Here is a 24,736-nt window from a genome sequence, read left to right as displayed (position 1 = left end):
AAAAAAACCCGTGTCATCCGATAAACGACACGGGCCGGATAGATGCCGCCAGATCTTCAGCTCTGCACGGCAATCTCGTACTTCTTTATCTTGCGATAGAGGGTGGCAATCCCAATCCCCAGCGCCTGTGCGGCCAATTTTTTGTTGCCAAGCCGCTGCAGGGTCTCTTCTATCATCTGTTTTTCCATGCTCTCAAGACCGCTCTCACCCGGAACGGGCTCAGGCAGTTTCTCCGGCGTGGCGGCGAGCGGAGCTGTGGCAGGCACATTGAACGCCGCATCCAGATTGGTCACCGGGATCGACTGGGCGGAGACGTGATGAGGCTCCTGATTGCGGATGACGTTGGGGGGCAGCAGGCTGGCGTCAATCACCTCGCCCGCCTGGCTGACGTTGACCAGATATTCGATGAGGTTGCTGAGCTCGCGCACGTTGCCCGGCCAGCGATACCCCTTGAGCAGCGCCATCACCTCAGGTGCCAGACCGGGATAGACGATGCCAATGCGGCTGGTGTGCAGGTTGAGGAAGTAGTGGGTCAGCAGCTCCACGTCCCCTTCCCGCTCCCGCAGCGGCGGCAGGTTGAGGGGGATGACGTTGATGCGATAGTAGAGATCTTCACGAAACTTCCCTTCGGCGATGTATTGATCGAGATGCTGGTGAGTGGCGGCGATGATGCGAATATCCACCGGCACCGGTCGGCTGGCCCCGATGGGGGTCACCTCCCGCAGCTCCAGCACCCGCAGCAGCTTGGCCTGCATGGTGAGCGGCATATCGCCAATCTCGTCAAGGAACAGGGTGCCCTGATGAGCCGCCTGAATAAGACCCTGCTTACCACCGCTGGAGGCGCCGGTAAAGGAGCCCTTCACATAACCAAACAGCTCGCTCTCCAGCAGTTGTTCGGGAATGGCGGCACAGTTGATAGCGATGAACGGCTTGTCCTGCCGCGGACTCAGGCGATGGACAGCGCGGGCCACCACCTCTTTACCTGTGCCGCTCTCGCCACAAATCAGCACGCTGGAAGGACTCTGGGCGATGCGGTGCAGCAGTCGCTTGAGGGTGCGCATTGGCTTGCTCTCGCCGATCAGCTGATCGATCCGCACATCCGGATCCGGCTCCTGAACCTGACCGGAGTGGGACTGGTGAAACGCCATCAGAAAGAGCTGCTGGCCCTGCACATGGTGCAATTGACCGATGATCAGCTCCTGACGACCCTCAAAGGTGATGATGTGCTGAAGATGACCACTCAGCCCCTGTTGGGAGAAGGTAAGCGGGCGGATCCCCACTTCGCGCCCCTGCAGCTGTTCCTGCTGGCAACCCAGATGATGGAGCGCCACCTCGTTGGCGTAGAGCAGTTGACTCTTGTCATCGAGCAGCAGGCAGCCCTGATCCATGTTGGTCATCAGATTGAGGAACACCTTGTTGACCCCGTCCGACAACCCGCGCGAATCGAGCAACTTGGCCACAAAGATGGTGGAGATGTGGCGCACATAGTCGCACACATCCTGCAGATTGTTGTTGAGGCGCGCCTGCTGCTCGTCGCTGAAGGCCACCAGACTGATCACGCCGATGCAGCGCTCGTCCACCATGATGGGCACCCCGAGGAAGGCGCGCTCACGGCAGCTCTCCTTGCAGGTACAACCGTCACACACGGGATCATCGCTGGTGTGGGTAACGATCTTCTCCCGCTGGTTATCAATCACATAGCGCAGCAGGCGGGAGTCGCCCTCCAGCTGACGTCCGAAGAACTTGCCATAGGGCCCGGTGCCAGCCACCCGAACCATATCGGCATCCACAATCTCGACCTCAAGCTGCAGCACACTGGCCAGCATCTTGGCAAAGCGCAAGATGGTCGGCTGGATCTGCATCAACAGACACTGGTTGCTCACGGATCTCATCCATCATTCCTTTTTGTTCTTGTTCTTTTCCCCCTAAAGGGAGTCATGCTGGCCAGATACTAAGGGATATCAGGGGGAACTACTTCGGGGGGGATCACGAAAAGGGAAAATGATCCGCATCCTCTGCGACTTCCGAGGCACAGATAAAATTCAATAAAAACATAAAGATGAAAACACATGCAGTGAGATAAGCCACTCGGGCCAACCAAGCCTGCTGATCCGCAAAGTCCATCGACAGATCATGCTGAATGTGGGGAAACCAACCACTGATATGGTACGTGACTCACGCGCCGCGTACCTGTTTCAAGACTTGGCACTCATGGTCGAAATCCGCTTTATCTTGCGGCTGAATGTAACTTTGCCAGCGGGCAAACAGCTCGGCCGTCGGATAACGATGCAGACGAATACCGGTGCGATAGAGTTTGGGAAAAAGTGGGTCTGGCTGGGATCTCACGACCAGACCGCGCAGTTTCTCGCCAGAGGGAATGGCAATCACCAGCTCATCCCCCTCTTTCAACCGTATGGCCCCCAGAATACCGATGCCGCCGATGGCTATGTCGCGCACCACCACATAGGGCACCGGGTTGAGCAACTCCAGAAACCAGTTGCGACGGCGACATTCCGCCTTGTAACCACCGCCACTGAGGATAAAACGGCGGTGTCTGCGCCAGTCATAACCGGTAGGCAATGCCGGGTCATAGCGCGATTTTGCCTGCCCCACAGGATCAGATTGCTCACTTGTGCTCATCCGGTTTCCCTCACTGGCATTGGTTAAACAGTGTCAGTCAGCTCTTTTTCAACTATAGCTGTCGCCGTCAGGCCCGGGGCTCGGGGGCCGGATGCGGAGACAACAGATATATCACGGAAGCTCATGATAAATAGAGATGACATGGATGAGATGCGAACGACTGTGACTCGGTTCGATCAAGCAATTGGCCAGTGAGTCGCACCGTCGCACCAATGCAATCTGGCTTAGCCGGGCAGATGAAGTGCCAACCAGACCGCCAGCGGGATCACCAGCACAGAGAGGGCATTGCCGCCGAGCACGATACTGGCCACCTTGTCCGGCTGACAGTGATACTGCTCGCAGAGCATGTAATTCAAGACCGCAGGGGGCAAGGAAACCGACAACATCAACAGCGGGATCCACTCCGTCTTGAGCGGCAACAGCCAGATCGCCAGCAGCAGCGACAATCCCCCCGCCAGCAGATAGAGCAGGTTGCACTTGAGCGCGAGGCCAAGGTGATCGAGCTCTCCCTCCATCAGGCGAATACCCAGCGCAAAGAGCATCAGGGGCACCGAGATCTGGCCGAGCAGCGAGGCCGTGGTCACCACATATTCCGGCAGCGTAATGTGCAGATTGGCCACCAGCAAACCGGCCAGCGCGGCCCACAACACAGGGCTGCGCAGCCACAGCCAGCGGGAGGTATTGGCCGAGAGGATAAACATGCCGACCGAGAAGTGCAGCAGATTGGAGAGCACAAAGAGGATCACGATGGCCCCCAGTTGCTGTTCGCCAAATGCCAGCACCATCAAGGGGATACCAAGATTGCCGGTATTTCGGAACATGGCGGGCAAGATCAGGGCTGCCCGCTCAATCCCTTTGAGTTTGAGCAGTGCGAGCAGCAGACCGGGTAACAGAATAACCAGCGCCCCCGCAGCAATCAGCGGCATATGCTCCGCCAGCGCCAGCGGATACTTGACCAGCGCGGAGAAGACCAGCGCCGGGGTAAACAGCTCGATATTGGCCCGATTGACGTAACCGAGCGCGGCCCCCGGTCGCAATCGCCCGTAGAGGGCGCCGAGCCCGACCACACCGAACACCGGAATGACGATATTGAGCAGGGCGCTGAACATGGGCGGCGTCCGTTACAGTTCGCGAGCCGGTTTGCCCATCAGCACCACCGGATCCAGCGTCACTTCCAGTGCGCCGTTACTGACCCAGAGCTGACCATCGGAAATAGTGCAGGTGAGCTGCATGGTACGCTCGACCATGGCGGTGAGCGGCAGTGTCTGGCTGTCGGAGAGTTCGATGATGCTGAGGTTGTCATGCTGGCTCAGCTTGCCCTGGTTCTGCTTCCACCAGACGCTGGTGCCACGACCGCCGTAGAGATAGAGCACCACCTGACGGGCGCGGTTGCAGGCTTTTTTGAGCCGTTTTTCATCGGGCTGACCCAGCTCGATCCAGAGCTCTACTTCGTCCGAGTAGTTCTTGCACCAGAGCTCGGGTTCATCATCGGCGCTCAATCCCTTGGTGAATTCCAGTCGCTCGGCAGCGTGCCAGGCAAAGGCCGCCAGCCGGATCATCATCCGCTCATCAGTTTCGGAGGGGTGGCGCGCCAGCGTGAGGGAGAAGTCCTGATACAGATTGCGATCCATATCAGACAAACTGATCTGGGCCTTGAATACGGTTGCCTTGAGAGCCATAGAAAACCTTGAACACCTGATAAGAGAAGGGTGAGTGGGAAATACGGGCGCCAGTGTAATCAAAATCGGCGGCAGGTTCGACCATCCTGACCAAAGATTTCCCCTTCCCTGCCGGGATAAGTGCTTTAAAAGACACAAAAAACAAATGCCAGTCCGAAGACTGGCATTTGGCAGCATGGAGAAGCGACTCACTTATCGGCGGACTGTACCCCGAACGCATTCAGCAGCATGCAACAGGTCACTGCCACCGCCACGAATCCGCTCAGAAAGATAAAGGGCATGGCCCCGTATCCCAGTACTGTCCAGATGGTGTGTTCAAGAAGACTCATTGTTGTGTCCTTCATCCGGTGAAAGGTGTGTTCCTTCTGGCGGATATTGGCTCCGCTCTTGATGCCTCCATTTGACCTCAATCAGCGGTTGGGTCCTATGCCACCAAAGTGATAAATGCAGGGTTCATTTGCGCTGGATCAAGCTTTTTGGCCAAATATCCATGCAGTTCAAGCAATTACCACCGCCAGTCAAGGATAGACACAAACACAGCAGAATAAAAAAACGCGCCGGATGGCGCGTTTCTTGGACAGCACAGGCAAGGGATCAGTTGTCGCACAGATCGCTTGGCATGTCCTGACGCAGGCGGGTCCACAGCTTGCCGGACTCGATACCGTACTGACGCACCGTCATGAACACGGCTTCGTGGTTCTTGGTCTCCGCCAGATTGAGCAGGGTCTTGTAGTAGGCATCTGCGGTCTCGCGAGCCTGCTTGTCGGAGAAGTAGTAGCTGCCGACCCGGCTGTACAACCCTTTGAAACCGTTCAGGATCAAAGCATAGATCGGATTGCCGGAAGCAAACGCCAGCTGGTGGTGCAGGCGATAATCGAACTCGGCATAAGCCTGTGCGTTGTTCTCGACCCCATCGGCGCCACGCAGGATCTCGGCGGCCTGTTCCGGATTGTGACGGATCGCCCCGCGGATAAAGATGGTGCAGATATGGGTACGGGCGGAGAGCAGCTGAGCTATCAGATCAGGTACCTTGTCCTGATCCAGACGAGCCAACGTCTCCAGAATATTGAGGCCGGAGGTTTCCCAGAAATTGTTCACCTTGGTCGGCTTGCCATGCTGTATGGTCAACCAGCCATCACGGGCCAGTCGCTGCAGCACTTCGCGCAAGGTCGTCCGCGTCACCCCGATCAACTCGGATAATTCACGCTCGGCGGGCAGAATAGATCCGGGAGGAAAGCGATTGTTCCAGATGGACTCGATGATGTATTCCTCGGCAAACCCAGCTGGGCTCTGCGCTTTTATAACCATGAATTGACTCTGTTGTAATGCGTAAAAAGGCTGACGAATGATATCAAAGCGATGATGGCTGGCAAGCATAAGGTCAGTCCTCTGCTCACATATGGCAAATATAGTGTTGGGAATATGTATCTAATCGCCGCAGGGGAGCCAGCCAACCCCGACAAGGTGGTTATAAAACAGACACATGGGCAGAGATCCATCGGCTATCATTTATAATCGTCACGCTTTTTGATTAAAATCACGAGGAATCAGACAGATAAAGGCCAACATCCGGAGGCACAGGTCGAATCATCCTTGACTGCATAGAAGCAGATCCTAACAACAAAGTTGAGACCCATTATCATGCCAATAAGCCTAGGGCAGGCATTCGCCAAGAACTTCTTGGGCAATGCACCACAGTGGTATAAAAGCGCCATCTTGCTATTTCTGGTAATCAATCCGATTGCCTTCCACCTTGATCCTTTCATTGCGGGCTGGTTACTGGTCGTTGAGTTTATCTTCACCCTGGCCATGGCCCTCAAATGCTACCCCCTGCAACCGGGTGGTCTGCTCGCGATCGAAGCCGTGTTGATCGGCATGACCTCCGCCGATCAGGTCAAACACGAGCTGGTCGCCAATATCGAGGTGCTGCTGTTGCTGGTGTTCATGGTGGCAGGCATCTATTTCATGAAGCAGCTGCTGCTCTATGTCTTCACCAAGCTGCTGATCGGCGTACGCTCCAAGATCCTGCTCTCCCTCTCCTTCTGTCTGGTCTCCGCCTTCCTGTCAGCTTTTCTCGATGCCCTGACCGTGATTGCCGTGGTGATCAGCGTCGCCACCGGTTTCTATGCCATCTATCACAAGGTCTCGTCTGGCAAGGAGTTTGGTCACAGCCATGACCATACCGATGATAAGGAAGTCGCCGAGCTCAATCGCCAGGATCTCGACGATTTTCGCGCCTTCCTGCGCAGCCTGATGATGCATGCCGCCATCGGTACCGCGCTGGGTGGGGTCTGCACCCTGGTGGGCGAGCCGCAAAACCTCATCATCGGCGAACAAGCCAGCTGGAACTTCGCCGAATTTGCCATTCGCATGTCACCCGTCACCGTCCCCGTCTTTATCTGCGGTCTGCTGACCTGCGTGCTGGTAGAGCAGTTCCGCTGGTTTGGCTATGGTGCACGCCTGCCGGACACGGTGCGTGCCATCATGGAGGAGTACAATCGCTACGAAGAGGCAAAACGCAGCCCGCAAGACAAGGCCAAGCTGATCGTTCAGGCGTTGATTGCGGTCTGGCTGATTGTCGGCCTGGCCATGCACCTGGCAGCCGTTGGCCTGATTGGCCTCTCGGTTATCGTGCTGGCCACCTCCCTGACCGGGATCACCGAGGAGCACTCGCTGGGTAAAGCCTTCCAGGAGGCACTCCCCTTCACAGCCCTGCTGGCGGTCTTCTTCAGCGTGGTCGCCGTCATCATCGATCAGCAGCTGTTCAAGCCGGTGATCCAGCTGGTACTGGCAGCCAAACCGGAGAACCAGCTGGCCCTCTTCTATCTGGCCAACGGGGTGCTTTCCATGGTCAGTGACAACGTCTTTGTCGGCACCGTCTACATCAATGAGGTGAAGACGGCCATGCTCAATGGTGCCATCGACCGCGCCCAGTTCGATCTGCTGGCGGTAGCCATCAACACAGGTACCAACCTGCCGTCGGTCGCCACCCCCAATGGTCAGGCCGCCTTTCTGTTTATGCTCACTTCGGCATTGGCGCCGCTGCTGCGTCTCTCCTATGGCCGCATGGTCTGGATGGCGCTGCCCTACACATTGGTGCTGGGGCTGATCGGCTTTTTCTCTGTCGAATTGCTGCTTGGCCCTGCCACCGAGTGGTTCTATCAGCACGGATGGCTGGTGATGGAGAGTACGCTGCCAGCGGTACAGCCAGCGCTGCATTAATCCATTGATATGGTTTCCGAGGGCCCTTTCAGGGCCCTTTTCTTTTCTGCCCCGCTCTGCTCTAATTCAGCCACTGTTTTTTCTGAGAGATCAATGAGATGATCGAGTTTCTCCGCCGTATCGCCGCCCATCGGCTGGCCTGGGGCTTGTTGGCAGCATCAGCCCTGTTCCTCGAGTTGTGTGCCCTCTTCTTCCAGCATGTGCTGGGCCTCTCCCCGTGCGTAATGTGTGTTTACGAACGGTTGGCGACCCTGGGTGTGCTGGCCGCCGGTCTGCTCGGCATGGTGGCGCCGGATAAGTGGTATGTTCGCTGGAGTGCCATGTTGCTGTGGGGCTACAGTGCCTTCCGCGGCTTCCAGCTGGCCCTCAAGCATGTGGACTATCAGGTTAACCCCTCCCCGTTCAACGTCTGCAGCCCGTTTGCCGACTTCCCGAGCTGGGCTCCGCTCGATCAGTGGCTCCCCTGGCTCTTTATGCCGGAAGGGGATTGTGCCCAGATCACCTGGCAGTTCTTCGGTTACTCCATGCCCCAGTGGCTGGTCGTCATCTTCGCCGCTTACCTGTTGGTCTTCACCGTAGTGGCCATCGGCAATCTGGTGAAAGGGCGCTGCTGCAACTGAGTGTCATGCCCGCGTGGAGATAAAAAGGGGGAGCCATGATGGCTCCCCCTTTCTCGTTCTGGCTGACCCTATTTCTGGTTACGCCTTGGCAGTGCTCATCTTGGCCTTGACCGCACCAATCACCATGGGCAACAGGGAGATGCCGATGATGCCGAAGATCAGCAGGGTAAAGTTATGACGCACCACCGGCAGATTGCCAAAGAAGTGGCCGGCATAGACGAAGGAGAGTACCCACAGCAGACCGCCAACCAGGTTGAACGCCAGGAAGCGCGGATAGGTCATGGCCCCCATCCCTGCCACGAACGGCGCAAAGGTACGCACGATAGGCAGGAAGCGGGTGATGATGATGGTCTTGCCACCATGCTTGGCATAGAAGGCGTGGGTCTTCTCCAGATAATCCCGGCGGAAGATTTTGGAGTCCGGGTTGCGGAACAGCTGCTCGCCGAAGAAGTGACCAATGGTGTAGTTGACCACGTTGCCCAGCACAGCTGCGATGATCAGCACGACCGCCAGGGTGTGGACGTCCAGCACACTGCCCACGGTAAGCGCACCGGCGGCAAACAGCAGGGAGTCACCCGGCAGGAACGGCGTCACTACCAACCCGGTTTCACAGAAGATGATCAGAAACAGGATGGCGTAAACCCAGACGCCATAGTTCTCGAACAGCTCTTTCAAATGCACGTCAACGTGCAGAATAAAGTCGATTGCAAAGAGGATCAGATCCATTTTTTCCATACCCATAAAGTGAACGGCGTGGAGTCTACGCCAATGCCATCCGGGCGACAATCACCGGGCATGCCTCTTTTTCATCCCGCAGCGCCCACCTTCAAATGAAACCGTTTTTCCGCTTCCGTCGAGGGTGGGAACACAAAGAGTGATGTCGAGCGTGGTGTTGAAAAGGTGAACTAGGAGGCCTGTTCCAGCTCGCTGCGCACTGCTGGGGGAAGACAACGCTCCCAGCCCCATAGCAACACCAGCAGCAGGGTCACATCATCGAACCAACCCAGCAAGGGCACCACGTCAGGGATAAGATCCACCGGACTGATGCCATAGAGCAGGATAAGGATCACCAGTCCCCTCGTCCACCAGGGGGTACCGGGATGGCGAAAGCCCTGATAGAGACGACGAAGTCGTTGCCAAATCAGCCAGCGTTTACGGCTCATGATTCGATCAACTCGCTGCGCAGCCGCTGGATCTGATCCCGCAGTGCCGCCGCCTGTTCGAACTCCAGATCCCGGGCATGCTGGAACATCTGCTCCTCCATCCGCTTGATCTCTTTGGCAATCTCGCTGGCTGAGCGGACATGGTATTCCCCTTGCGGCTCGGCTGCCTTGCGCATCCCCTTGCCTGGTTTGCCTGCCGTGCGGCTGCCCCCCATGTCCATCACATCGCCAATGGATTTGTTGAGCCCTTTGGGGGTGATCCCATGCTTGAGGTTATGGGCATGCTGCAAGGCGCGGCGCCGCTCGGTCTCCTCAATGGCTACCTTCATCGAGTTGGTGATGGTATCGCCGTAGAGAATGACCTTGCCGTTGAGGTTACGCGCCGCCCGGCCGATGGTCTGGATCAGCGAGCGGGTCGAGCGCAGGAAGCCCTCTTTATCCGCATCCAGAATCGCCACCAGCGACACCTCCGGCATGTCGAGGCCTTCCCGCAGCAGATTGATACCCACCAGCACATCGAACTTGCCAAGGCGCAGATCGCGGATGATCTCCACCCGTTCGACCGTATCAATATCGGAGTGGAGGTAGCGCACCTTGACGTCGTGCTCAGCCAGATACTCGGTCAAGTCTTCCGCCATACGCTTGGTCAGGGTCGTGACCAGCACCCGCTCTTCGACGGCGACCCGCTTGCGGATCTCGGAGAGCAGATCGTCCACCTGCGTGGTCACCGGACGCACCTCGATCTCCGGATCGAGCAGGCCGGTTGGGCGCACAACCTGCTGCACCACATCGCCGCCGGACTTCTCCAGCTCGTAGGGGCCGGGAGTCGCCGAAACAAACACCGTCTGCGGCATCAGCGCTTCAAATTCGTCGAACTTGAGCGGCCGGTTGTCCAGCGCCGAGGGGAGCCGGAAGCCGTACTCCACCAGGGTCTCCTTGCGGGAGCGGTCCCCTTTGAACATGGCGCCAATCTGCGGCACCGTGACGTGGGACTCATCGATGATGAGCAGACCGTCCCCCGGCAGGTAGTCAAACAGGGTGGGCGGCGGCTCCCCCGGCGCACGGCCGGAGAGGTAGCGGCTGTAGTTCTCGATGCCGGAGCAGTAACCCAGCTCCTGCATCATCTCCATGTCGAACTGGGTACGCTGGCTGATGCGCTGCTCTTCAACCAGCTTGTTGAGGGACAACAGCTGCTCGCGGCGGCTGCGCAGCTCCTCCTTGATATGCTCGATAGCCCCCAGAATGGTCTCGCGCGGGGTGGCGTAGTGAGTCTTGGGGTAGATGGTGTAGCGCACTACCGTCTGCTCGATGGCGCCGGTCAGAGGATCGAACTGGGAGAGGCGCTCCACCTCTTCATCAAACAGCTCTACCCGCAGGGCCAGCTTGTCCGATTCGGCAGGGTAGATGTCGATCACTTCACCGCGCACCCGGAAAGTACCGCGTTGAAACGCCATGTCGTTACGGGTGTACTGCAGCTCGGCGAGACGGCGCAGGATATCCCGCTGGTTGATCACATCCCCCACTTTGAGATGCAGCATCATACTCAGATAAGCTTGGGGATCCCCCAGACCATAGATGGCCGACACCGAGGCGACGATCACCACATCGCGCCGCTCCAGTAGTGCCTTGGTGGCCGACAATCGCATCTGCTCGATGTGATCGTTGATCGAGGCATCCTTCTCTATAAAGGTGTCGGTGGTCGGCACATAGGCTTCGGGCTGGTAGTAGTCGTAGTAGGAGACGAAATACTCCACCGCATTGTCGGGGAAGAACTCCTTCATCTCGCCATAGAGCTGGGCGGCCAGGGTCTTGTTGGGAGCTAGGATCATGGTTGGGCGGTTCAGGGTGGCGATGACGTTGGCCATGGTGAAGGTCTTGCCCGAACCGGTCACCCCGAGCAGGGTCTGATGGGCCAGCCCCGACTCGATGCCATCCAGCAGTTGGGCAATCGCCGTGGGTTGATCCCCGGCGGGTTGAAACTGGCTGGCTAACTTGAACAATTTGCTCATGAACACTCCCGACACAAAACAGCAGAGGAGCAGTGTAACCGAGGGTTTGGCAGCGGTACACCCGCGCCATCATCCCGCGAATGGCTTGACCACCTCGGACACCTTCTGTATGATGCTCCTCCTTGCCTGATGTTCCCCCGTAGTTCAGTCGGTAGAACGGCGGACTGTTAATCCGTATGTCACTGGTTCAAGTCCAGTCGGGGGAGCCAATTCCTCACCATCTCGGTGCAAGTTATCCACTTTAGTGCCCTCTCCTGCCAATTTTAATGCACAAGATCCTTCTTGCTGCTGACGCTCCCTTTTGTTACCCGTTCCGGCTCGACAGAGTTTTCTCCTGTTGCACCTAACTATTTGATTTTTATACAAACATTTTTCTTCCGGTATTTTTTGAACAGCCCTTGCACCCCAGTACTGGCGCGGCTTTCAGGGCGATGAACAAGTTTCATAAACAGGGTTATCCACAGATTCTGTGGGTAAGTGCAGCAAGCCCTGTCAGGACGCGGGATTGCCCTTGATGGCCCCCGGCGAAGAGTCATTTTGCTGGCCAACCTGATTTTATGCTGTTTTTTTGCCCCCTCAGGAACAGCGGGGTGACAGGCTCTATTGGCACTTTTCAGAGGTATCTTTTTGCCAACCCTTTTCCCGTGGGCGAACGGGCAAATATCAAGCTGATTTGACCCTCAGCCAACCATGGCGGCCATCGGTTGAATCTGCTGAAACTGATCCCCGCCAAGCGGCCGGACAGCAGAATCTAAAATATCGGCCTGCGCCAGAGCACTTCGGTCGCGGGCAGCAGATTTCACTAATTGACAACGACAGTTACAGCAAAAATTGCCAGATTTCATCCGCTTGTCTCCCTATCACGCCGCAGGTTCCACAAATAGCGTCCGATAACGTCCGATTAATCGCTCCCTTGCGCTTCTTTATTGGGGATAGATCCGGCACAATATCGACCCCACTTTTTTCCTCGGTTTTTCCGGGCATGACCATAGATTTCGTGACACTGCTACATCAAAGCGACTCCCTGCTGCTGTTCGTGGTATTGGCCTTCGGCCTGCTGCTGGGCAAGGTGCGAATTGGCAACTTTCAGATTGGCAACACCATAGGTGTGCTGTTTACCGCCCTGCTGTTCGGCCAGATGGGCTTCGAATTTGCAGCCACCACTGAAAACGTAGGCTTTATGCTGTTCATCTTCTGTGTGGGGATCGAGGCGGGCCCTCACTTCTTCAGCGTCTTCCTGCGCGACGGCATCCACTACATCACCCTGACCCTGGTGATCTTGCTAACCGCCCTGCTGCTGACGGTGGGGCTGGCCAAGTTCTTTAATCTGGGGCCGGGCATGGCGGCGGGGATCCTGGCGGGTTCCCTCACCTCGACCCCGGCGCTGGTGGGTGCCCAGGATGCCCTGCGCAGCGGTCTGCTCAACCTGCCCCATCAGACCGATATGCAGGCGGTGCTAGACAACATGGGCATCGGCTACGCCCTGACCTATCTTGTGGGTCTGGTGGGTCTGATGCTGGTGGTGCGCTACCTCCCCTCGCTGGCACGGCTCGACCTCAATACCGAGGCGCAAAAAATCGCCCGTGAGCGGGGGCTCTCCGACAGCGAGAGTCGCAAGACCTATCTGCCCATCATCCGCGCCTATCGGGTGGGCCCCGAGCTGGCAGCCTGGATCGGTGGCCGTACCCTGCGGGAGACCGGCATCTATCCCCATACCGGCTGCTATGTAGAGCGGATCCGCCGTAACGGCATTCTGGCCAGCCCCGATGGCGATGCCGTTATTCAGGAAGGGGACGAAATCGCCCTGGTGGGCTATCCCGAGAGCCACGAGAAGCTGGACGTCAACTACCGCAACGGTAAAGAGGTGTTTGATCGCAACCTGCTTGACCTGCAGATCGTCACCGAAGAGATTGTGGTGAAAAACGACTCAGTGGTCGGCCGCCATCTGGTGGAGCTCAACCTCACCGAGAAAGGGTGCTTCCTCAACCGGGTAGTGCGCTCCCAGATCGAGATGCCGTTCGATCGCAACATCATGCTGCAAAAGGGCGACGTGTTGCAGATCAGCGGCGAGAAGCAGCGGGTCAAACTGCTGGCCAACAAGATCGGCTTTATCAGCATCCACAGCCAGACCACGGATCTGGTGGCCTTCACCACCTTCTTCGTACTCGGCCTGCTGATCGGCTCCGTTTCGCTGGTGTTCGGTCAGATCGAATTCGGTCTCGGCAACGCCGTCGGCCTGCTGCTGGCAGGCATTCTGATGGGTTACCTGCGGGCCAACCACCCGACGGTCGGCTATGTGCCGCCCGGCGCGCTCAGATTGGCCAAGGATCTCGGTCTGGCGGTCTTTATGGTGAGCACGGGCCTGAAAGCCGGTGGCGGCATCCTCGACCACCTCAGCGAGGTAGGTACGGTAGTGCTCTTCTCCGGCATGCTGGTGACCACCTTGCCGGTGCTGGTAGGCTATCTGTTCGGGGTCTGGGTGCTCAAGATGAACCCGGCGCTGCTGCTCGGTGCCATCACAGGTGCCCGTACTTGTGCCCCGGCGATGGATGTGGTCAACGAGGCAGCCAACAGCTCCATTCCGGCGCTCGGATATGCCGGTACCTATGCGGTGGCCAACGTGATGCTGACCCTGGCGGGCTCCTTTATCATCGGCTTCTGGTTCTAGCCAGTACCATCACATTACCGCTAACAAAGAAGGGAGCCTCAGGCTCCCTTCTTGCTATCTGCCCCGCTAGAGAGATGTAGATCAGGTTCATTGGTGTGGCGTTACCTCCCCCCACCATCTGCGCTGAAATCTGCCACTAACCCACTCTTCCTATTCCACAATGGCCGATGCTCTGCTCTGCTCTGCTCTGCTCTGCTCTGCTCTGCTCTGCTCTGCTCTGCTCTGCTCTGCAATGAGTGATGGCAGATCCCGAAGACAAAAAAAGCGCCCTGAGGCGCTTTTTTCACATCAATTGGATATCAGCCTTTGAACTTGCTGAACACCAGGGAGGCGTTGGTACCGCCAAAGCCGAAGCTGTTGGACATGACGGTGTTGAGTTCGGCCGCTTCGTACTCACGCACGATGGGCAGACCTTCAGCCTTCTCGTCCAGAGTCTCGATGTTGATGCTGGGGGCGATAAAGCCGTGTTCCATCATCAGCAGGGAGTAGACAGCCTCGTGCACGCCCGCAGCGCCCAGCGCATGACCGGTCATCGCCTTGGTGGCAGAAATCTTGGGACCGTTGGCGCCAAACAGCGTCTGGATAGCTTCCAGCTCTTTGGTATCACCGACCGGAGTGGAGGTGCCGTGGGTGTTGATGTAGTCAACCTTGCCCACACCCTGCATCGCCATCTTCATGCAACGCACCGCGCCTTCACCGCTCGGTGCAACCATGTCGTAACCATCGGAGGTGGCACCATAACCGGTCAACTCGGCATAGATGTGAGCACCACGGGCCAGCGCATGTTCCAGCTCTTCGATCACCAGAATGCCGCCGCCACCGGAGATAACGAAACCATCGCGGTTCGCATCATAGGTACGGGACGCTTTTTCCGGCGTGTCGTTGTACTTGGTGGAGAGGGCGCCCATGGCGTCAAACTGGATGGTAGAGGACCAGTCCAGCTCTTCACCGCCACCGGCGAAGACCACATCCTGTTTGCCAAGCTGGATCAGCTCAAGTGCGTGACCGATGCAGTGCGCAGAGGTGGCACAGGCGGAGCTGATGGAGTAGTTGACACCCTTGATCTGGAACGGGGTCGCGAGGCAAGCAGAGGTGGTGGAAGACATGGTGCGCGGCACCATGTAAGGGCCCACACGCTTGACCCCTTTCTCACGGGCGATGTCCACAGATTCCGAGGTGTTCTTGCCGGAGGCACCACCTGAACCGACCACCAGGCCGGTACGCTCGTTGGAGACCTGATCTTCCGCCAGACCGGCATCTTCAATGGCCTGCTGCATGGAGAGGTAGGCGTAGGCCGCAGCGTCGCCCATGAAACGCATGACTTTACGGTCGATCAGTTCAGACGGATCGAGTTTGATGTTACCCCAGACACGGCTGCGCAGGTTGTGCTGCTCGAACTGCTCGGAATAGGTGATGCCGGATTTACCTGCTTTCAGGGAGGCCAGCACTTCTTCCTTGTTGTTGCCGATACTGGAGATGACGCCGATACCGGTGATCACTGCTCTTCTCATTAATTCATCTCGTCTGGAAAAACTGGCGCCAATTCTACCCGCTTTCGGCTGCCAAACTGGTCTGCTTTCACGTAGAATGCCCGCGATTTTGTGACGCGAGCCGAGGAAAACGTGAGTCAAACATCCTTACATCATGCCCGATTGGACTGGAATGAAGCGGGAACTCCTGTCTCCAGTGACTTCGGGGATGTGTACTTTTCCAATGATAACGGTCTAGGTGAAACCCGCTACGTCTTTTTGCAGCAAAACCGGCTACCTGCGCGATTTTCGCACCACGATAGTGACAGTTTCGTGATAGGTGAAACAGGTTTCGGCACAGGCCTTAACTTTCTGGCGACAATGCAAGCCTTCCTGGAACAGGCGCCTCAATCCGGCAACGGCTCCCGTCTGCACTTCATCAGTTTCGAGAAATACCCCCTGACCCAAGACGATCTGCGCAAGGCATTGTCCGCCTGGCCTGAACTTGGCCACTTGAGTCAGGATCTTATCGCCCAATGGCCGCTGCCGGTTTCCGGTTGCCACCGCCTGCATTTTGCGGGTGGCCGCATTCGCCTCGATCTCTGGTTTGGCGATATCAAGGATATGCTGCCGCAGGTGCCTCACCAAGCAGAAGGTCTGGTGGATGCCTGGTATCTGGATGGTTTCTCCCCGGCCAAAAACCCGGAGATGTGGACACAGGAGCTGTTTGATGCTCTCGCTCGCCTCGCCCGTCCCGATTGCTCCATCGCCACCTTTACCTGTGCCGGTTTTGTCCGTCGTGGCCTGATTGCCGCCGGTTTTGCCATGAAGAAGGTGAAGGGCCACGGTAGCAAGCGGGAGATGCTGGTGGGGGATCGCACCGACAAGCAGCCGCAGCAGACCATAGTCCCCTGGTATGCCCGTCCTGCCGGACGCGCTGGCGAGGTGGTGATCATCGGCGGCGGCATCGCCTCGGCCATGACGGCGCTCTCTCTGGTGGAGCGGGGTCGCAAGGTGACGTTGCTGTGCGCAGATGGCGAACCGGCTACCGGCGCCTCAGGCAATCGCCAGGGGGCGCTTTATCCGCTGCTTAACGGCGAGCACGATGCACTGTCACGCTTCTATTCGCTCGCTTTTGGCTATGCCCACCAACGGCTGCTGGCGTTGGCCGAGCGTCATCCCATCGCTTTTGCACTGTGCGGGGTAACCCAGCTCGGTTATGACGACAAATCGGCAGCCAAGCTGGCCAAGATGAGTCAGGGCCCCTTCCCGTCCGAACTAATGCATCCCCTCTCTACAGCAGAGGTAGAGCAGGTGGTTGGCCTGCCCTGCGGCCACAGCGGCGTCAGTTACCCGCTGGGGGGCTGGCTCTGCCCTGTGGATCTCACCCGCGCTGCAATCAAAGAAGCACAAGCCAGTGGTCTGCTGCAGGTGGAGTACCACACCCAAGTAAGCGCCATTGCCGAGCAGGCCGATGGCTGGCAAGTAGAAAGCCAGGATGGCCGCCACTGGCAGGCCCCCAATCTGGTGGTCGCTGCCGGTCACCAGTTGCCAGCATTGCTCCCCTTTGCCGAACTGCCGCTCTATCCGGTGCGCGGTCAGGTGAGCCATGTGCCGACCACGGCCAGCTTGCGTCAGCTCAGCACAGTGCTCTGCTACGATGGCTACCTCACGCCGATGCACAACGATCAACACTGCATCGGCGCCAGTTATGGCCGCAACCAGAGCAGCCTTGAGTTTCGTGCCGAGGAGCAAATCCAGAATCAGGTGCGGTTGCAAGCCTGCCTGCCGGAGCAAACCTGGCCTGCCGAAGTGGATGTGAGCGGCAACGAGGCGCGCGTAGGGGTGCGTTGTGCCAGCAGGGATCACCTTCCGGTGGTGGGGCCAGTGGCCAGATTGCAAGGTCTGGCGGATCACTATGCGCAGCTGCAGCATGATCAGCACAACGCCCAGCCACTCCCCCTTCACCCCGGCCTCTATGTGCTGGGGGCGCTCGGCTCGCGGGGCCTCTGCTCGGCGCCGCTCTGTGGTGAGCTGCTCGCCAGCGAGATCTGCGGCGATCCCCTGCCGCTGGCCGCCGATCTGCTGGAAACGCTCCACCCAGCCCGTTACTGGGTACGCAAGCTGCTCAAAGGCAAGGCGCTGGTCTAAACCAGACTCTGCAAGCAAATAGAATGGCCGCCCATCGGGCGGCCATTCTATTTATCAAATCGTGCGATGCTGGATATTGGGTCTTGAGATAGCGCTCACTTGGGCCAGTGCACCCCGAGCTGTTCGCCGTAACCTGTCTGACGCTGGAATCCGTCGAGCCGTCCCTTAATCTTGTTCAGCTCGCCACTGCCCGCAGCCCACGCGGCATAGCGCAGCGCCTGACAATCTGCATGACCGGGTAATCCCGCAATGGCGCCACCCACCTGATTGGCCCCCTGCAACACCATCTCCTTGAAGCGGGATTCGTAGTCAAACATGCTGGAGAGCAGCCGCCCCCAGCGCTGGCGGGCAGGATCGTTACTGTTCGCGCTCTGACGCCAGCGGGGCAGCAACACGGTGGCGTTGGTGGTCACCGTCACCCGGTTGAGCTGGCAGCGCCCCGGCAACTGCTCGGTATCCAGCTGCCAGTCCACCTGATAACTCGCCTTGCCGAGTACGGGCTTGCCATTCACCTTGGGAGCACTCTGGGCAATCGCCCGGGCAAGCTGCTCCGGACCGGTTGCATTGACCTCATAAAAACGGACATTGATGCGGGACTCTGGCACCACTTGCGGCCGGCTCGGCTGAGCCTGACTCATCAGGGGCAACAGCAACAACCCGACCCCCACTACTCCATAAACCTTGCTGACCATGCCAGACTACCTTCCTTGATTGCACGGGCGGAGTACCAACCTTGGTGAACCCCACCGCCACACAGATGACGGGTATAGCCTATGTGTGACGACGAGGCGGCGCAATACAATGATGCGCCCAGAAATCAGAGCACGCTCACAGGTTGCGTGAGCAGAGTATGGCACAAGGCCAAAACTGTATTTTTATTGAGCATGACGGCTGATGCGCTGCCAGTCGAGGTGATAGTTTTTCACATTGATGTCATGACCATCTATCTGAATAAAATGATCATTTTTAAGGCGGTTGGCAAAAAAGTCCTGATCTGCCCCCTCATTGAGCCACAGCTCGCAAAGTCCCCGTTTTCCCTCTTTAGCATAGAATCTCGAAGTGACCAGCAGAGCGACTCCATCTACCCGGATGGCATGACGGGCCAGGCAGTTTGCTTCGGTGGTTTTGGATGCCAGCGCGGCAAAACGGGGTCTGTTCCCCTCGGCAACCACCAGTACGCCGTAAGAGTGAGGAGCCATGAGACGCCGCATGGCGACCGCCTGATGAGGACCGGTTTGATGAAAACCGTCATTGGTTACCGCAAACACGCAAGTAGGTGAAAATAGCATCGCAAGCAGGAAAAGAGAGCGTTTAATGCCTACAGAATCACCAATCGCCATATAAAAGCCTCAAAAGACAACCAAGGCTGGCAAGGGTAGGTAGCCAAACCCGCTGGGTAAAGTACCTTTACCTTTCTTTAATTCTGTTCACGGGGTTAAACGTTGATTTAGCTCACACAACATCCTGTTTCCAGTCGCCACTCTACCCCTATCGGAATAGACTCCCTCCACTCTCATCCAATCAGAAGGCAACATATGCTGGAACTCATCGTTGGCACCCTGGTCACCCTGGTGGTGGGCCGTGCCATTTTCAAAGGATACTCCGCGACCGGGGTGCTGCTGAGCGGCGGCTTGCTGCTGCTGTTCATCACCGCCATGATGGGCAAGCCGGTACTGCCGAGCAAGGTGGTCAGCACCGGTTACATTGCAACCGATATCTTCGAATACGTCCGCTTCCTGCTCAATGACCGTGGCGGTGGACTGGGGATGCTGATCATGGTGCTGTGCGGCTTCGCCGGCTACATGAGCCATATAGGCGCCAACACCATTCTGGTCAAGTTGGCCAGCAAACCGCTCGGCATCATCAAGTCCCCCTATATCCTGCTGGTGGCTGCCTATCTGGTGGCCTGCGCCATGTCGCTGGCGGTGAGCTCCGCTACCGGCCTCGGCGTGCTGCTGATGGCCACCCTGTTCCCGCTGATGGTCAACATGGGGATCTCCCGTGGCGCGGCTGCGGCCGTGTGCGCCTCGCCAGCCGCCATCATTCTGGCACCTACCTCGGGTGACGTGGTGATGGCCGCTCAGGCCGCCAACATGCCGCTGCTGGACTTTGCCTTCAAGCTGACCCTGCCCATCTCGCTGGTGGCGATCGCCTGTATGGCGGTGACCCACTTCTTCTGGCAGCGCTACCTTGACCAGAAATCCGGTGAACACAACGAGCCGGTCGCACCGGGTGATCTGGTGACTACCGCCCCCGCTTTCTACGCCATCCTGCCCTTTACCCCCATCATTGGGGTGCTGGTGTTTGACGGTAAATGGGGCCCACAACTGGATATCGTCACCATCATCGTCATGTGCATGGTGTTGGCCAGCCTGCTGGAGCTGGTGCGGATCCGCAATGGCAAGGAGCTGCTGGACGGTCTGCAGGTCTGCTGGCGCAACATGGCTGACGCCTTTGCCGGTGTGGTCATGCTGCTGGTCGGTGCTGGCGTCTTCGCCCAGGGTCTGATGACTATCGGCTTTATCGACACCCTGCTGGCTCACGCGCAGGATCTCGGCTCCGGCGGCCTGATCATGATGCTGTCGCTGGTGGTGATCACCACCCTGGCCGCCTTCACCACGGGCTCAGGCAATGCCCCCTTCTACGCCTTCGTGGAGCTGATCCCCAACCTGGCCAGCAGCCTTGGCATCAACCCGGCCTATCTGGTAATCCCGATGCTGCAAGCCTCTAACCTGGGTCGCACCATTTCTCCGGTCTCTGGGGTGGTGGTCGCCTGTGCGGGGATGGGCAAGCTCTCGCCGTTCGAAGTGGTCAAGCGCACCAGTATGCCGGTAGCCGTCGGCCTGCTGGTGGTGATCGTCGCCACCCAGATCATGGTCCCCGCCTGATCGCTGACCAGCCCGGCACCCTGCCGGGCTGGTATCCTCCCCCCCCTTTACAGTAGACTCGGTGCTCATTTTCCCCTAAGGAGGACCGAGATGAGTATTACGGTTCAACTTGCCCATTTCAGTGATTGCCACTCCCACTTCGATGGCGCGCCCATGAGCTTCTCCCCTGTCGGTGAAGGCCAATGGCGCACCCAGTGCGGCGGTTATGCCCGGATCCTGACCCGACTGACCCAACTGCGTGCCAAAGCCGCAGCAGCCGGCCAGCGTTTTCTGTTTCTGCACGGTGGCGACTCCTTTCAGGGCTCTCTCTATTTCAACCGCTTCAAAGGGCGCGCCAACGCCGACCTGCTCGCCATGCTGGCCCCCGATGCCATGGTACTTGGCAACCATGAGTTCGATCTGGGCAATGGCCCGTTGGTGGAGTTCTTGCGCCAGCTCGATTTTCCGGTGCTGGCCGCCAATCTGGATAACAGTCAGGAGCCTGCCGACACAACCCTCGGGCTGTGGGATATTCCCCATCTCTACGACGCCCATCAGCCCTGGCATCGTCAGGTGATCGACGGGGTTCCCTTTGCGCTGCTCGGCATCACCCTCGCCCAGATGGCTGCCATCGCCAACCCGGATCCCCACACCCGTTTCCACGCGGTCGCCGACACCCTCACCCGGGTGCTGCGGGAGATCAAGCGCGAAGGGATCCAGCATATCGTGCTGCTGAGCCACCTCGGGCTGGATCAGGACAAGCTGCTGGCCGAGCGCTTCCCCGAGCTCAGCCTCATCATCGGTGGCCATACCCACAGCCTGCTCGGCGATCTCGCGCCGCTGGGTCTGCCAAGCGAAGGCAGCTATCCGCTGGTGAACAACGGGGTGGCTATCCTGCACGCTGGCCACAGCGCCCTCTGCCTCGGTGTCTGCGAGCTCACCTTCGATGAGTCGGGCCGCGTCGTGCAAAGTCAGGGACAGCTGGAGTGGCTCCCTTGGCAGCCCTGGCCATTTGCCTCCACCCCACCCGCTGGGCTCACCTTCTGCGAGCCGGATCAACAGCTTGAACAACATCTGGCCAAACGCTACCGGCCGGAGATTGAAACCATGAGCCAGCGCATCGTCACCCGACTGGCGGCGTCACTGCCCCATCAGCGGCTGCCGGATGCCACCCTGCCCCACGGCAGCCAGCTCGCCCCGCTGGTGGCCCGCGCCATGCTAACCGCCGCCCGTGAACAGGTAGGCGAGGTGGACTTTGCCCTGCACAATGCTGGCGGCGTGCGCTGCTCGCTGGAGCCGGGTCCCCTGAGCGAAGCGGATATCGCCGGTCGCCTGCTGCCGTTTGCCATTCCCCTCACCCTCTATCGGGTGCACGGTCACGAGTTGGCGGAAGCGCTGGAGAATGCCATCGACAACGCCACCAACAACGGCGTGGTCGGCAATGGCAACGGCAGCTTCCCCTACACCGCGGGGGTGCGATTCACCTATCAGGCCGATCGGCCCAAGGGCCAGCGCATCACCCGACTGGAGTGGGAAGCCGCCCCCGGCCAGTGGCAAGCGGTCAATGCCGAACAGGTCTATCGCGGGGTGTCGAGCGCCTATACCGCCTCCGGCAAGGAGGGTTACACCGCACTGGCGCGCACCCTGACCCAGCACAATCAGGAGCTCGGTATCACCCTGGCCGACGCCTTTATCCGCTGGGCCCGTCACCTGCCGACACTGGAAGCGCAGCCCCCCCTGCTTGAGTACTTCAGTTGATATCGGGGGGATGCCTTTGCCATATCCCCCCGACGGCCAAAATTGCCGCAGCCAGCGCCCGGTTCCCTGCAAGAACCGGGCTTTTTCGAGAATATTTGCCCCACACGGGCCCGCCCCATTGCATCGCACTCACTAGCTCGGCAAGATAGGCCCGCTTTCAAGACCAGCTGCAGGAACAGGCGACTTCATGAATCACTCCATCCGTTTCACTCCCCCTCGCGTCAACCCGGGTATCAAGCCAGCCATTGTGCTGCTGACCGCCCTGCTGGCGCTGCTCTTCTGTCTGCGCAACCCGCTCTTCCACGCCATGGCGCCGGGGTTTGATGCCTCGCTGTTCGCGGTGATGGGCAAGATGTGGAGCGAAGGGGGCGTGCTCTATCGCGACATGATCGACATCAAGGGGCCGATGATCTTCGCTCTCGACGCGCTGGGCTATGGAATGGGGGGATTTGTCGGGATCTGGACACTGGAGTGGGTGCTCTGCTGGCTCGGGCTGCTGGCCAGCTGGCAGGCCTTTGCCCAGCTCGGACTCTCGTTCAAGGCGCGGCTCGGCGCCATGCTGGCGGTGCTGGCTCTCTACGGTACCCGTTACTATTACGGCAACATGACCGAGGACTGGACCTTCCACCTCGCCCTCATCGCCCAGTGGGCCTTCATTACCCTGCTGCTGGACAAGGGATTTCGCTGGTGGCCGGCACTGGTGGCGGCACTCACCTTCGCCATCGTCGCCTGGATGCGCACCAACAACGGCGCCTTCTGGGGGGCCTGGTATCTGGTGCTGTTCTGCCACTGGTGCCTGCACGAAAAGTGGCGTGACGCCATCTTGCTGCTCATCTCCAGCCTGCTGGGACTGGCGCTGATTGGCGGCCCGCTTTACGCCTACTTCCAGCAGCATGATCTGCTGGCGGCCTTCAAATACTACGCCTTCGACATCTTCTTCGAGGGGAGCTACGGCAATGGCTTCTCTCCCATGGTGGGCGCCGTCGGCCTGCTGCGCACCGGCCTTATCATGCTGCTACCCGCCTTCATCATTCTGATGCTGAGCCGCCGTCAGGAGTGGTATCTGCCCGCCCTGCTGGCGACCCTGTTTGGGGTGCTGTTTACCCTGATCGCCAACTCGGTCTCCGGCCATGTGTTCGATCACTATGACGTGCTCTATCTGCAACTGGCGGTGCTGCCGCTGGCGGTATTGCTGGATCGCAGCGAACAGCAGGCAGATGCCATCGGGCTGCTCTGCATCTCGCTGGTGGTGCTCACCGCCAGCTGGCTGCTGGCCCAGCAACTCGCCTTTGGCTGGAGCACCAAGGAGTGGTCCCTCGAGCGGGTCAACGAGGTGCTCGGCACCAGCCTGCTGTGGGCGCTGCCGGTACTTATCCTCATCCCTCTCTGGCGCGCCTGGGATGTGCGCAGTGCCACCCCCTGGCTGGCGACGCTGGCCATGCTGCTGCTGATGATCAACAACGCCTGGGAAGGCACCCTCAAGGGTCGCCCTTTCAATCCGGCCGCGCAGGTACGGGTTGATCGCATCAAGGCCGAAACCAGCCCGAGCGACAAGATCTGGGTCGATGGCATCCAGCCGCAATATTATCTCTGGACCGATCGCCAGCCGGCATCCGCCTACCTCTTCTTTGCCAACGTCAATCCGCCCTATGACGTGCGCGAGCGGGTGCTGGCCGATATCCAGCGCCAGACTCCGAAGTTCATCATCGCCAAGCCGGATCGGGTGAGCGAGGAGCTGGTAAAACCCAGCTCCTTTCCCATCTCGCCTTCTATCAATACCTGACCAACCACTATGAAGAGGTGGATCCGGGTCTCTATCGCCGACGCTGATCGTCAATACGCCCCGCAGGGCGGCCATTGTTGCAAATGGCCGCCCTTTTTCTTGCGCCAAAGCCCCTTGCAGCGACGGCCCGCAGTAGGCAAGCCCGCCCGAGATAACTACAATGACGCTCTTTTTGATGTAACGAGTGACACCATGGCGGAACTGACTTATCTGGGCGGCTATCCCGACCCTCTCAAGGCACAGGTACAGCAGCTGATTACGGCAGGCAAGCTGGGGGAGATGCTGGCCAAACGCTATCCGGAAAGCCACCAGATCCAGAGCGACAAGGCGCTGCTTGCCTACACCATGGAGCTGAAGAACCGCTACCTCAAGAGCTCGGCGCCCCTGTCAAAGGTGGTGTTCGATGGCAAGATCAACGTGATCAAGGATGCCCTCGGCCTGCACACCTACGTCAGCCGGGTACAGGGCAGCAAGCTCAAGGCCAAGAACGAGATCCGCATCGCCGCCCTGTTCAAGGAGGCGCCCCCCCCGTTTCTGAAAATGATCGTGGTGCACGAGCTGGCCCATATCAAAGAGAAGGATCACAACAAGAGCTTCTACCAGCTCTGCCAGCATATGGAGCCGGACTATCATCAACTGGAGTTTGATCTCAGGCTCTGGCTCACCTGGCGTGATATCGACAAGGCCAACCGCTAGGTAGACAACCG

The 24,736-nt window shown here is 58.7% G+C and carries 20 protein-coding genes, 1 tRNA gene and 1 pseudogene; 9 read left to right on the top strand and 13 right to left on the bottom strand.

Translation table 11 applies throughout. The features are described 5' to 3' along the window. Positions 1 to 56: 56 nt before the first annotated feature. From ACTG27_RS05235 to fadR, 6 genes are all read right to left on the bottom strand, one after another. Complete coding sequence (locus ACTG27_RS05235; protein WP_439979231.1) at positions 57 to 1,892, bottom strand: sigma 54-interacting transcriptional regulator; 1,836 nt, start codon at positions 1,890 to 1,892, stop codon at positions 57 to 59. A gap of 283 nt (positions 1,893 to 2,175) precedes the next feature. Beyond that, positions 2,176 to 2,640 (bottom strand): hypothetical protein, encoded by a 465-nt coding sequence (locus ACTG27_RS05230; RefSeq protein ID WP_005360970.1) that lies wholly within the window; start codon positions 2,638 to 2,640, stop codon positions 2,176 to 2,178. A gap of 224 nt (positions 2,641 to 2,864) precedes the next feature. Further along, positions 2,865 to 3,749, bottom strand: a complete 885-nt coding sequence (locus tag ACTG27_RS05225; RefSeq protein ID WP_005360972.1) for an AEC family transporter — start codon at positions 3,747 to 3,749, stop codon at positions 2,865 to 2,867. A gap of 12 nt (positions 3,750 to 3,761) precedes the next feature. Further along, a complete protein-coding gene (locus ACTG27_RS05220; RefSeq protein ID WP_439979230.1) occupies positions 3,762 to 4,319 on the bottom strand; it encodes a YaeQ family protein in 558 nt (185 codons plus the stop codon). Positions 4,320 to 4,507: 188 nt separating this feature from the next. Then, positions 4,508 to 4,648 (bottom strand): TIGR02808 family protein, encoded by a 141-nt coding sequence (locus ACTG27_RS05215; RefSeq protein WP_439979229.1) that lies wholly within the window; start codon positions 4,646 to 4,648, stop codon positions 4,508 to 4,510. A gap of 265 nt (positions 4,649 to 4,913) precedes the next feature. Further along, on the bottom strand, positions 4,914 to 5,627 hold the full coding sequence (fadR, locus tag ACTG27_RS05210) for a fatty acid metabolism transcriptional regulator FadR (RefSeq protein WP_026034983.1): 714 nt from the start codon (positions 5,625 to 5,627) through the stop codon (positions 4,914 to 4,916). Positions 5,628 to 5,960: 333 nt separating this feature from the next. On the opposite strand from fadR, the gene nhaB reads away from it, so the two are divergent. Both nhaB and dsbB read left to right on the top strand, forming a co-directional pair. Further along, positions 5,961 to 7,541, top strand: a complete 1,581-nt coding sequence (gene nhaB / locus ACTG27_RS05205; protein ID WP_120414355.1) for a Na(+)/H(+) antiporter NhaB — start codon at positions 5,961 to 5,963, stop codon at positions 7,539 to 7,541. Positions 7,542 to 7,639: 98 nt separating this feature from the next. Further along, a complete protein-coding gene (gene dsbB, locus ACTG27_RS05200; RefSeq protein WP_005336895.1) occupies positions 7,640 to 8,161 on the top strand; it encodes a disulfide bond formation protein DsbB in 522 nt (173 codons plus the stop codon). Positions 8,162 to 8,239: 78 nt separating this feature from the next. Here the strand turns inward: dsbB and ACTG27_RS05195 are convergent, their stop codons facing one another. The 3 genes from ACTG27_RS05195 to uvrB all read right to left on the bottom strand — a co-directional run bounded on the left by ACTG27_RS05195 (position 8,240) and on the right by uvrB (position 11,333). Then, the gene (locus ACTG27_RS05195) at positions 8,240 to 8,887 is read right to left on the bottom strand and encodes a DedA family protein (RefSeq protein ID WP_019445832.1); all 648 of its coding nucleotides are present in this window, start codon (positions 8,885 to 8,887) and stop codon (positions 8,240 to 8,242) included. A gap of 179 nt (positions 8,888 to 9,066) precedes the next feature. Then, complete coding sequence (locus tag ACTG27_RS05190; RefSeq protein ID WP_439979228.1) at positions 9,067 to 9,324, bottom strand: YkvA family protein; 258 nt, start codon at positions 9,322 to 9,324, stop codon at positions 9,067 to 9,069. After that, complete coding sequence (gene uvrB, locus ACTG27_RS05185) at positions 9,321 to 11,333, bottom strand: excinuclease ABC subunit UvrB (protein ID WP_019445830.1); 2,013 nt, start codon at positions 11,331 to 11,333, stop codon at positions 9,321 to 9,323. The genes ACTG27_RS05190 and uvrB overlap by 4 nt, the downstream gene beginning before the upstream one ends. 133 nt (positions 11,334 to 11,466) lie before the next feature. On the opposite strand from uvrB, the gene ACTG27_RS05180 reads away from it, so the two are divergent. Next, positions 11,467 to 11,542: transfer RNA gene (locus ACTG27_RS05180), tRNA-Asn, on the top strand. A gap of 471 nt (positions 11,543 to 12,013) precedes the next feature. Here ACTG27_RS05180 and ACTG27_RS05175 read toward each other — a convergent pair. Next, positions 12,014 to 12,178, bottom strand: coding sequence for a hypothetical protein (locus ACTG27_RS05175; protein ID WP_013723682.1), 165 nt, complete (start codon positions 12,176 to 12,178; stop codon positions 12,014 to 12,016). Positions 12,179 to 12,315: 137 nt separating this feature from the next. Between ACTG27_RS05175 and ACTG27_RS05170 the strand changes: the two genes are divergently transcribed. Further along, positions 12,316 to 14,001 carry an aspartate:alanine antiporter gene (locus tag ACTG27_RS05170; RefSeq protein ID WP_005336899.1) on the top strand — a complete coding sequence of 562 codons (1,686 nt, stop codon included), beginning with the start codon at positions 12,316 to 12,318 and terminating at the stop codon, positions 13,999 to 14,001. Between the two features lie 299 nt (positions 14,002 to 14,300). Here the strand turns inward: ACTG27_RS05170 and fabB are convergent, their stop codons facing one another. Further along, complete coding sequence (fabB, locus tag ACTG27_RS05165) at positions 14,301 to 15,512, bottom strand: beta-ketoacyl-ACP synthase I (protein ID WP_100645761.1); 1,212 nt, start codon at positions 15,510 to 15,512, stop codon at positions 14,301 to 14,303. A 90-nt stretch (positions 15,513 to 15,602) separates the two neighbouring features. On the opposite strand from fabB, the gene mnmC reads away from it, so the two are divergent. Next, on the top strand, positions 15,603 to 17,621 hold the full coding sequence (mnmC, locus tag ACTG27_RS05160) for a bifunctional tRNA (5-methylaminomethyl-2-thiouridine)(34)-methyltransferase MnmD/FAD-dependent 5-carboxymethylaminomethyl-2-thiouridine(34) oxidoreductase MnmC (protein WP_439979227.1): 2,019 nt from the start codon (positions 15,603 to 15,605) through the stop codon (positions 17,619 to 17,621). A 95-nt stretch (positions 17,622 to 17,716) separates the two neighbouring features. Here the strand turns inward: mnmC and ACTG27_RS05155 are convergent, their stop codons facing one another. After that, positions 17,717 to 18,313: a DUF922 domain-containing protein gene (locus ACTG27_RS05155; protein ID WP_075115073.1), complete on the bottom strand. Its 597-nt coding sequence runs from the start codon at positions 18,311 to 18,313 to the stop codon at positions 17,717 to 17,719. Positions 18,314 to 18,496: 183 nt separating this feature from the next. Next, positions 18,497 to 18,961: a hypothetical protein gene (locus ACTG27_RS05150; RefSeq protein WP_139743263.1), complete on the bottom strand. Its 465-nt coding sequence runs from the start codon at positions 18,959 to 18,961 to the stop codon at positions 18,497 to 18,499. A gap of 195 nt (positions 18,962 to 19,156) precedes the next feature. Here ACTG27_RS05150 and dcuC point away from each other — a divergent pair, with 195 nt between their 5' ends. From dcuC to ACTG27_RS05130, 4 genes and pseudogenes are all read left to right on the top strand, one after another. Next, positions 19,157 to 20,509: an anaerobic C4-dicarboxylate transporter DcuC gene (dcuC, locus tag ACTG27_RS05145; RefSeq protein WP_439979225.1), complete on the top strand. Its 1,353-nt coding sequence runs from the start codon at positions 19,157 to 19,159 to the stop codon at positions 20,507 to 20,509. Between the two features lie 90 nt (positions 20,510 to 20,599). Beyond that, positions 20,600 to 22,246, top strand: a complete 1,647-nt coding sequence (locus tag ACTG27_RS05140; RefSeq protein WP_439979224.1) for a bifunctional metallophosphatase/5'-nucleotidase — start codon at positions 20,600 to 20,602, stop codon at positions 22,244 to 22,246. Positions 22,247 to 22,433: 187 nt separating this feature from the next. Beyond that, positions 22,434 to 24,076: pseudogene (locus tag ACTG27_RS05135) on the top strand (hypothetical protein). Between the two features lie 145 nt (positions 24,077 to 24,221). Continuing rightward, positions 24,222 to 24,725, top strand: a complete 504-nt coding sequence (locus ACTG27_RS05130; protein WP_101531695.1) for a M48 family metallopeptidase — start codon at positions 24,222 to 24,224, stop codon at positions 24,723 to 24,725. Positions 24,726 to 24,736: the final 11 nt, after the last annotated feature.

This window comes from Aeromonas sp. 97A, from assembly GCF_051919185.1.
GTDB classification, from domain to species: Bacteria; Pseudomonadota; Gammaproteobacteria; order Enterobacterales; family Aeromonadaceae; genus Aeromonas; species Aeromonas veronii.
The sequence above is the reverse complement of the archived record's forward strand: the minus strand, read 5'-3'. Positions and strand labels throughout refer to the sequence as shown.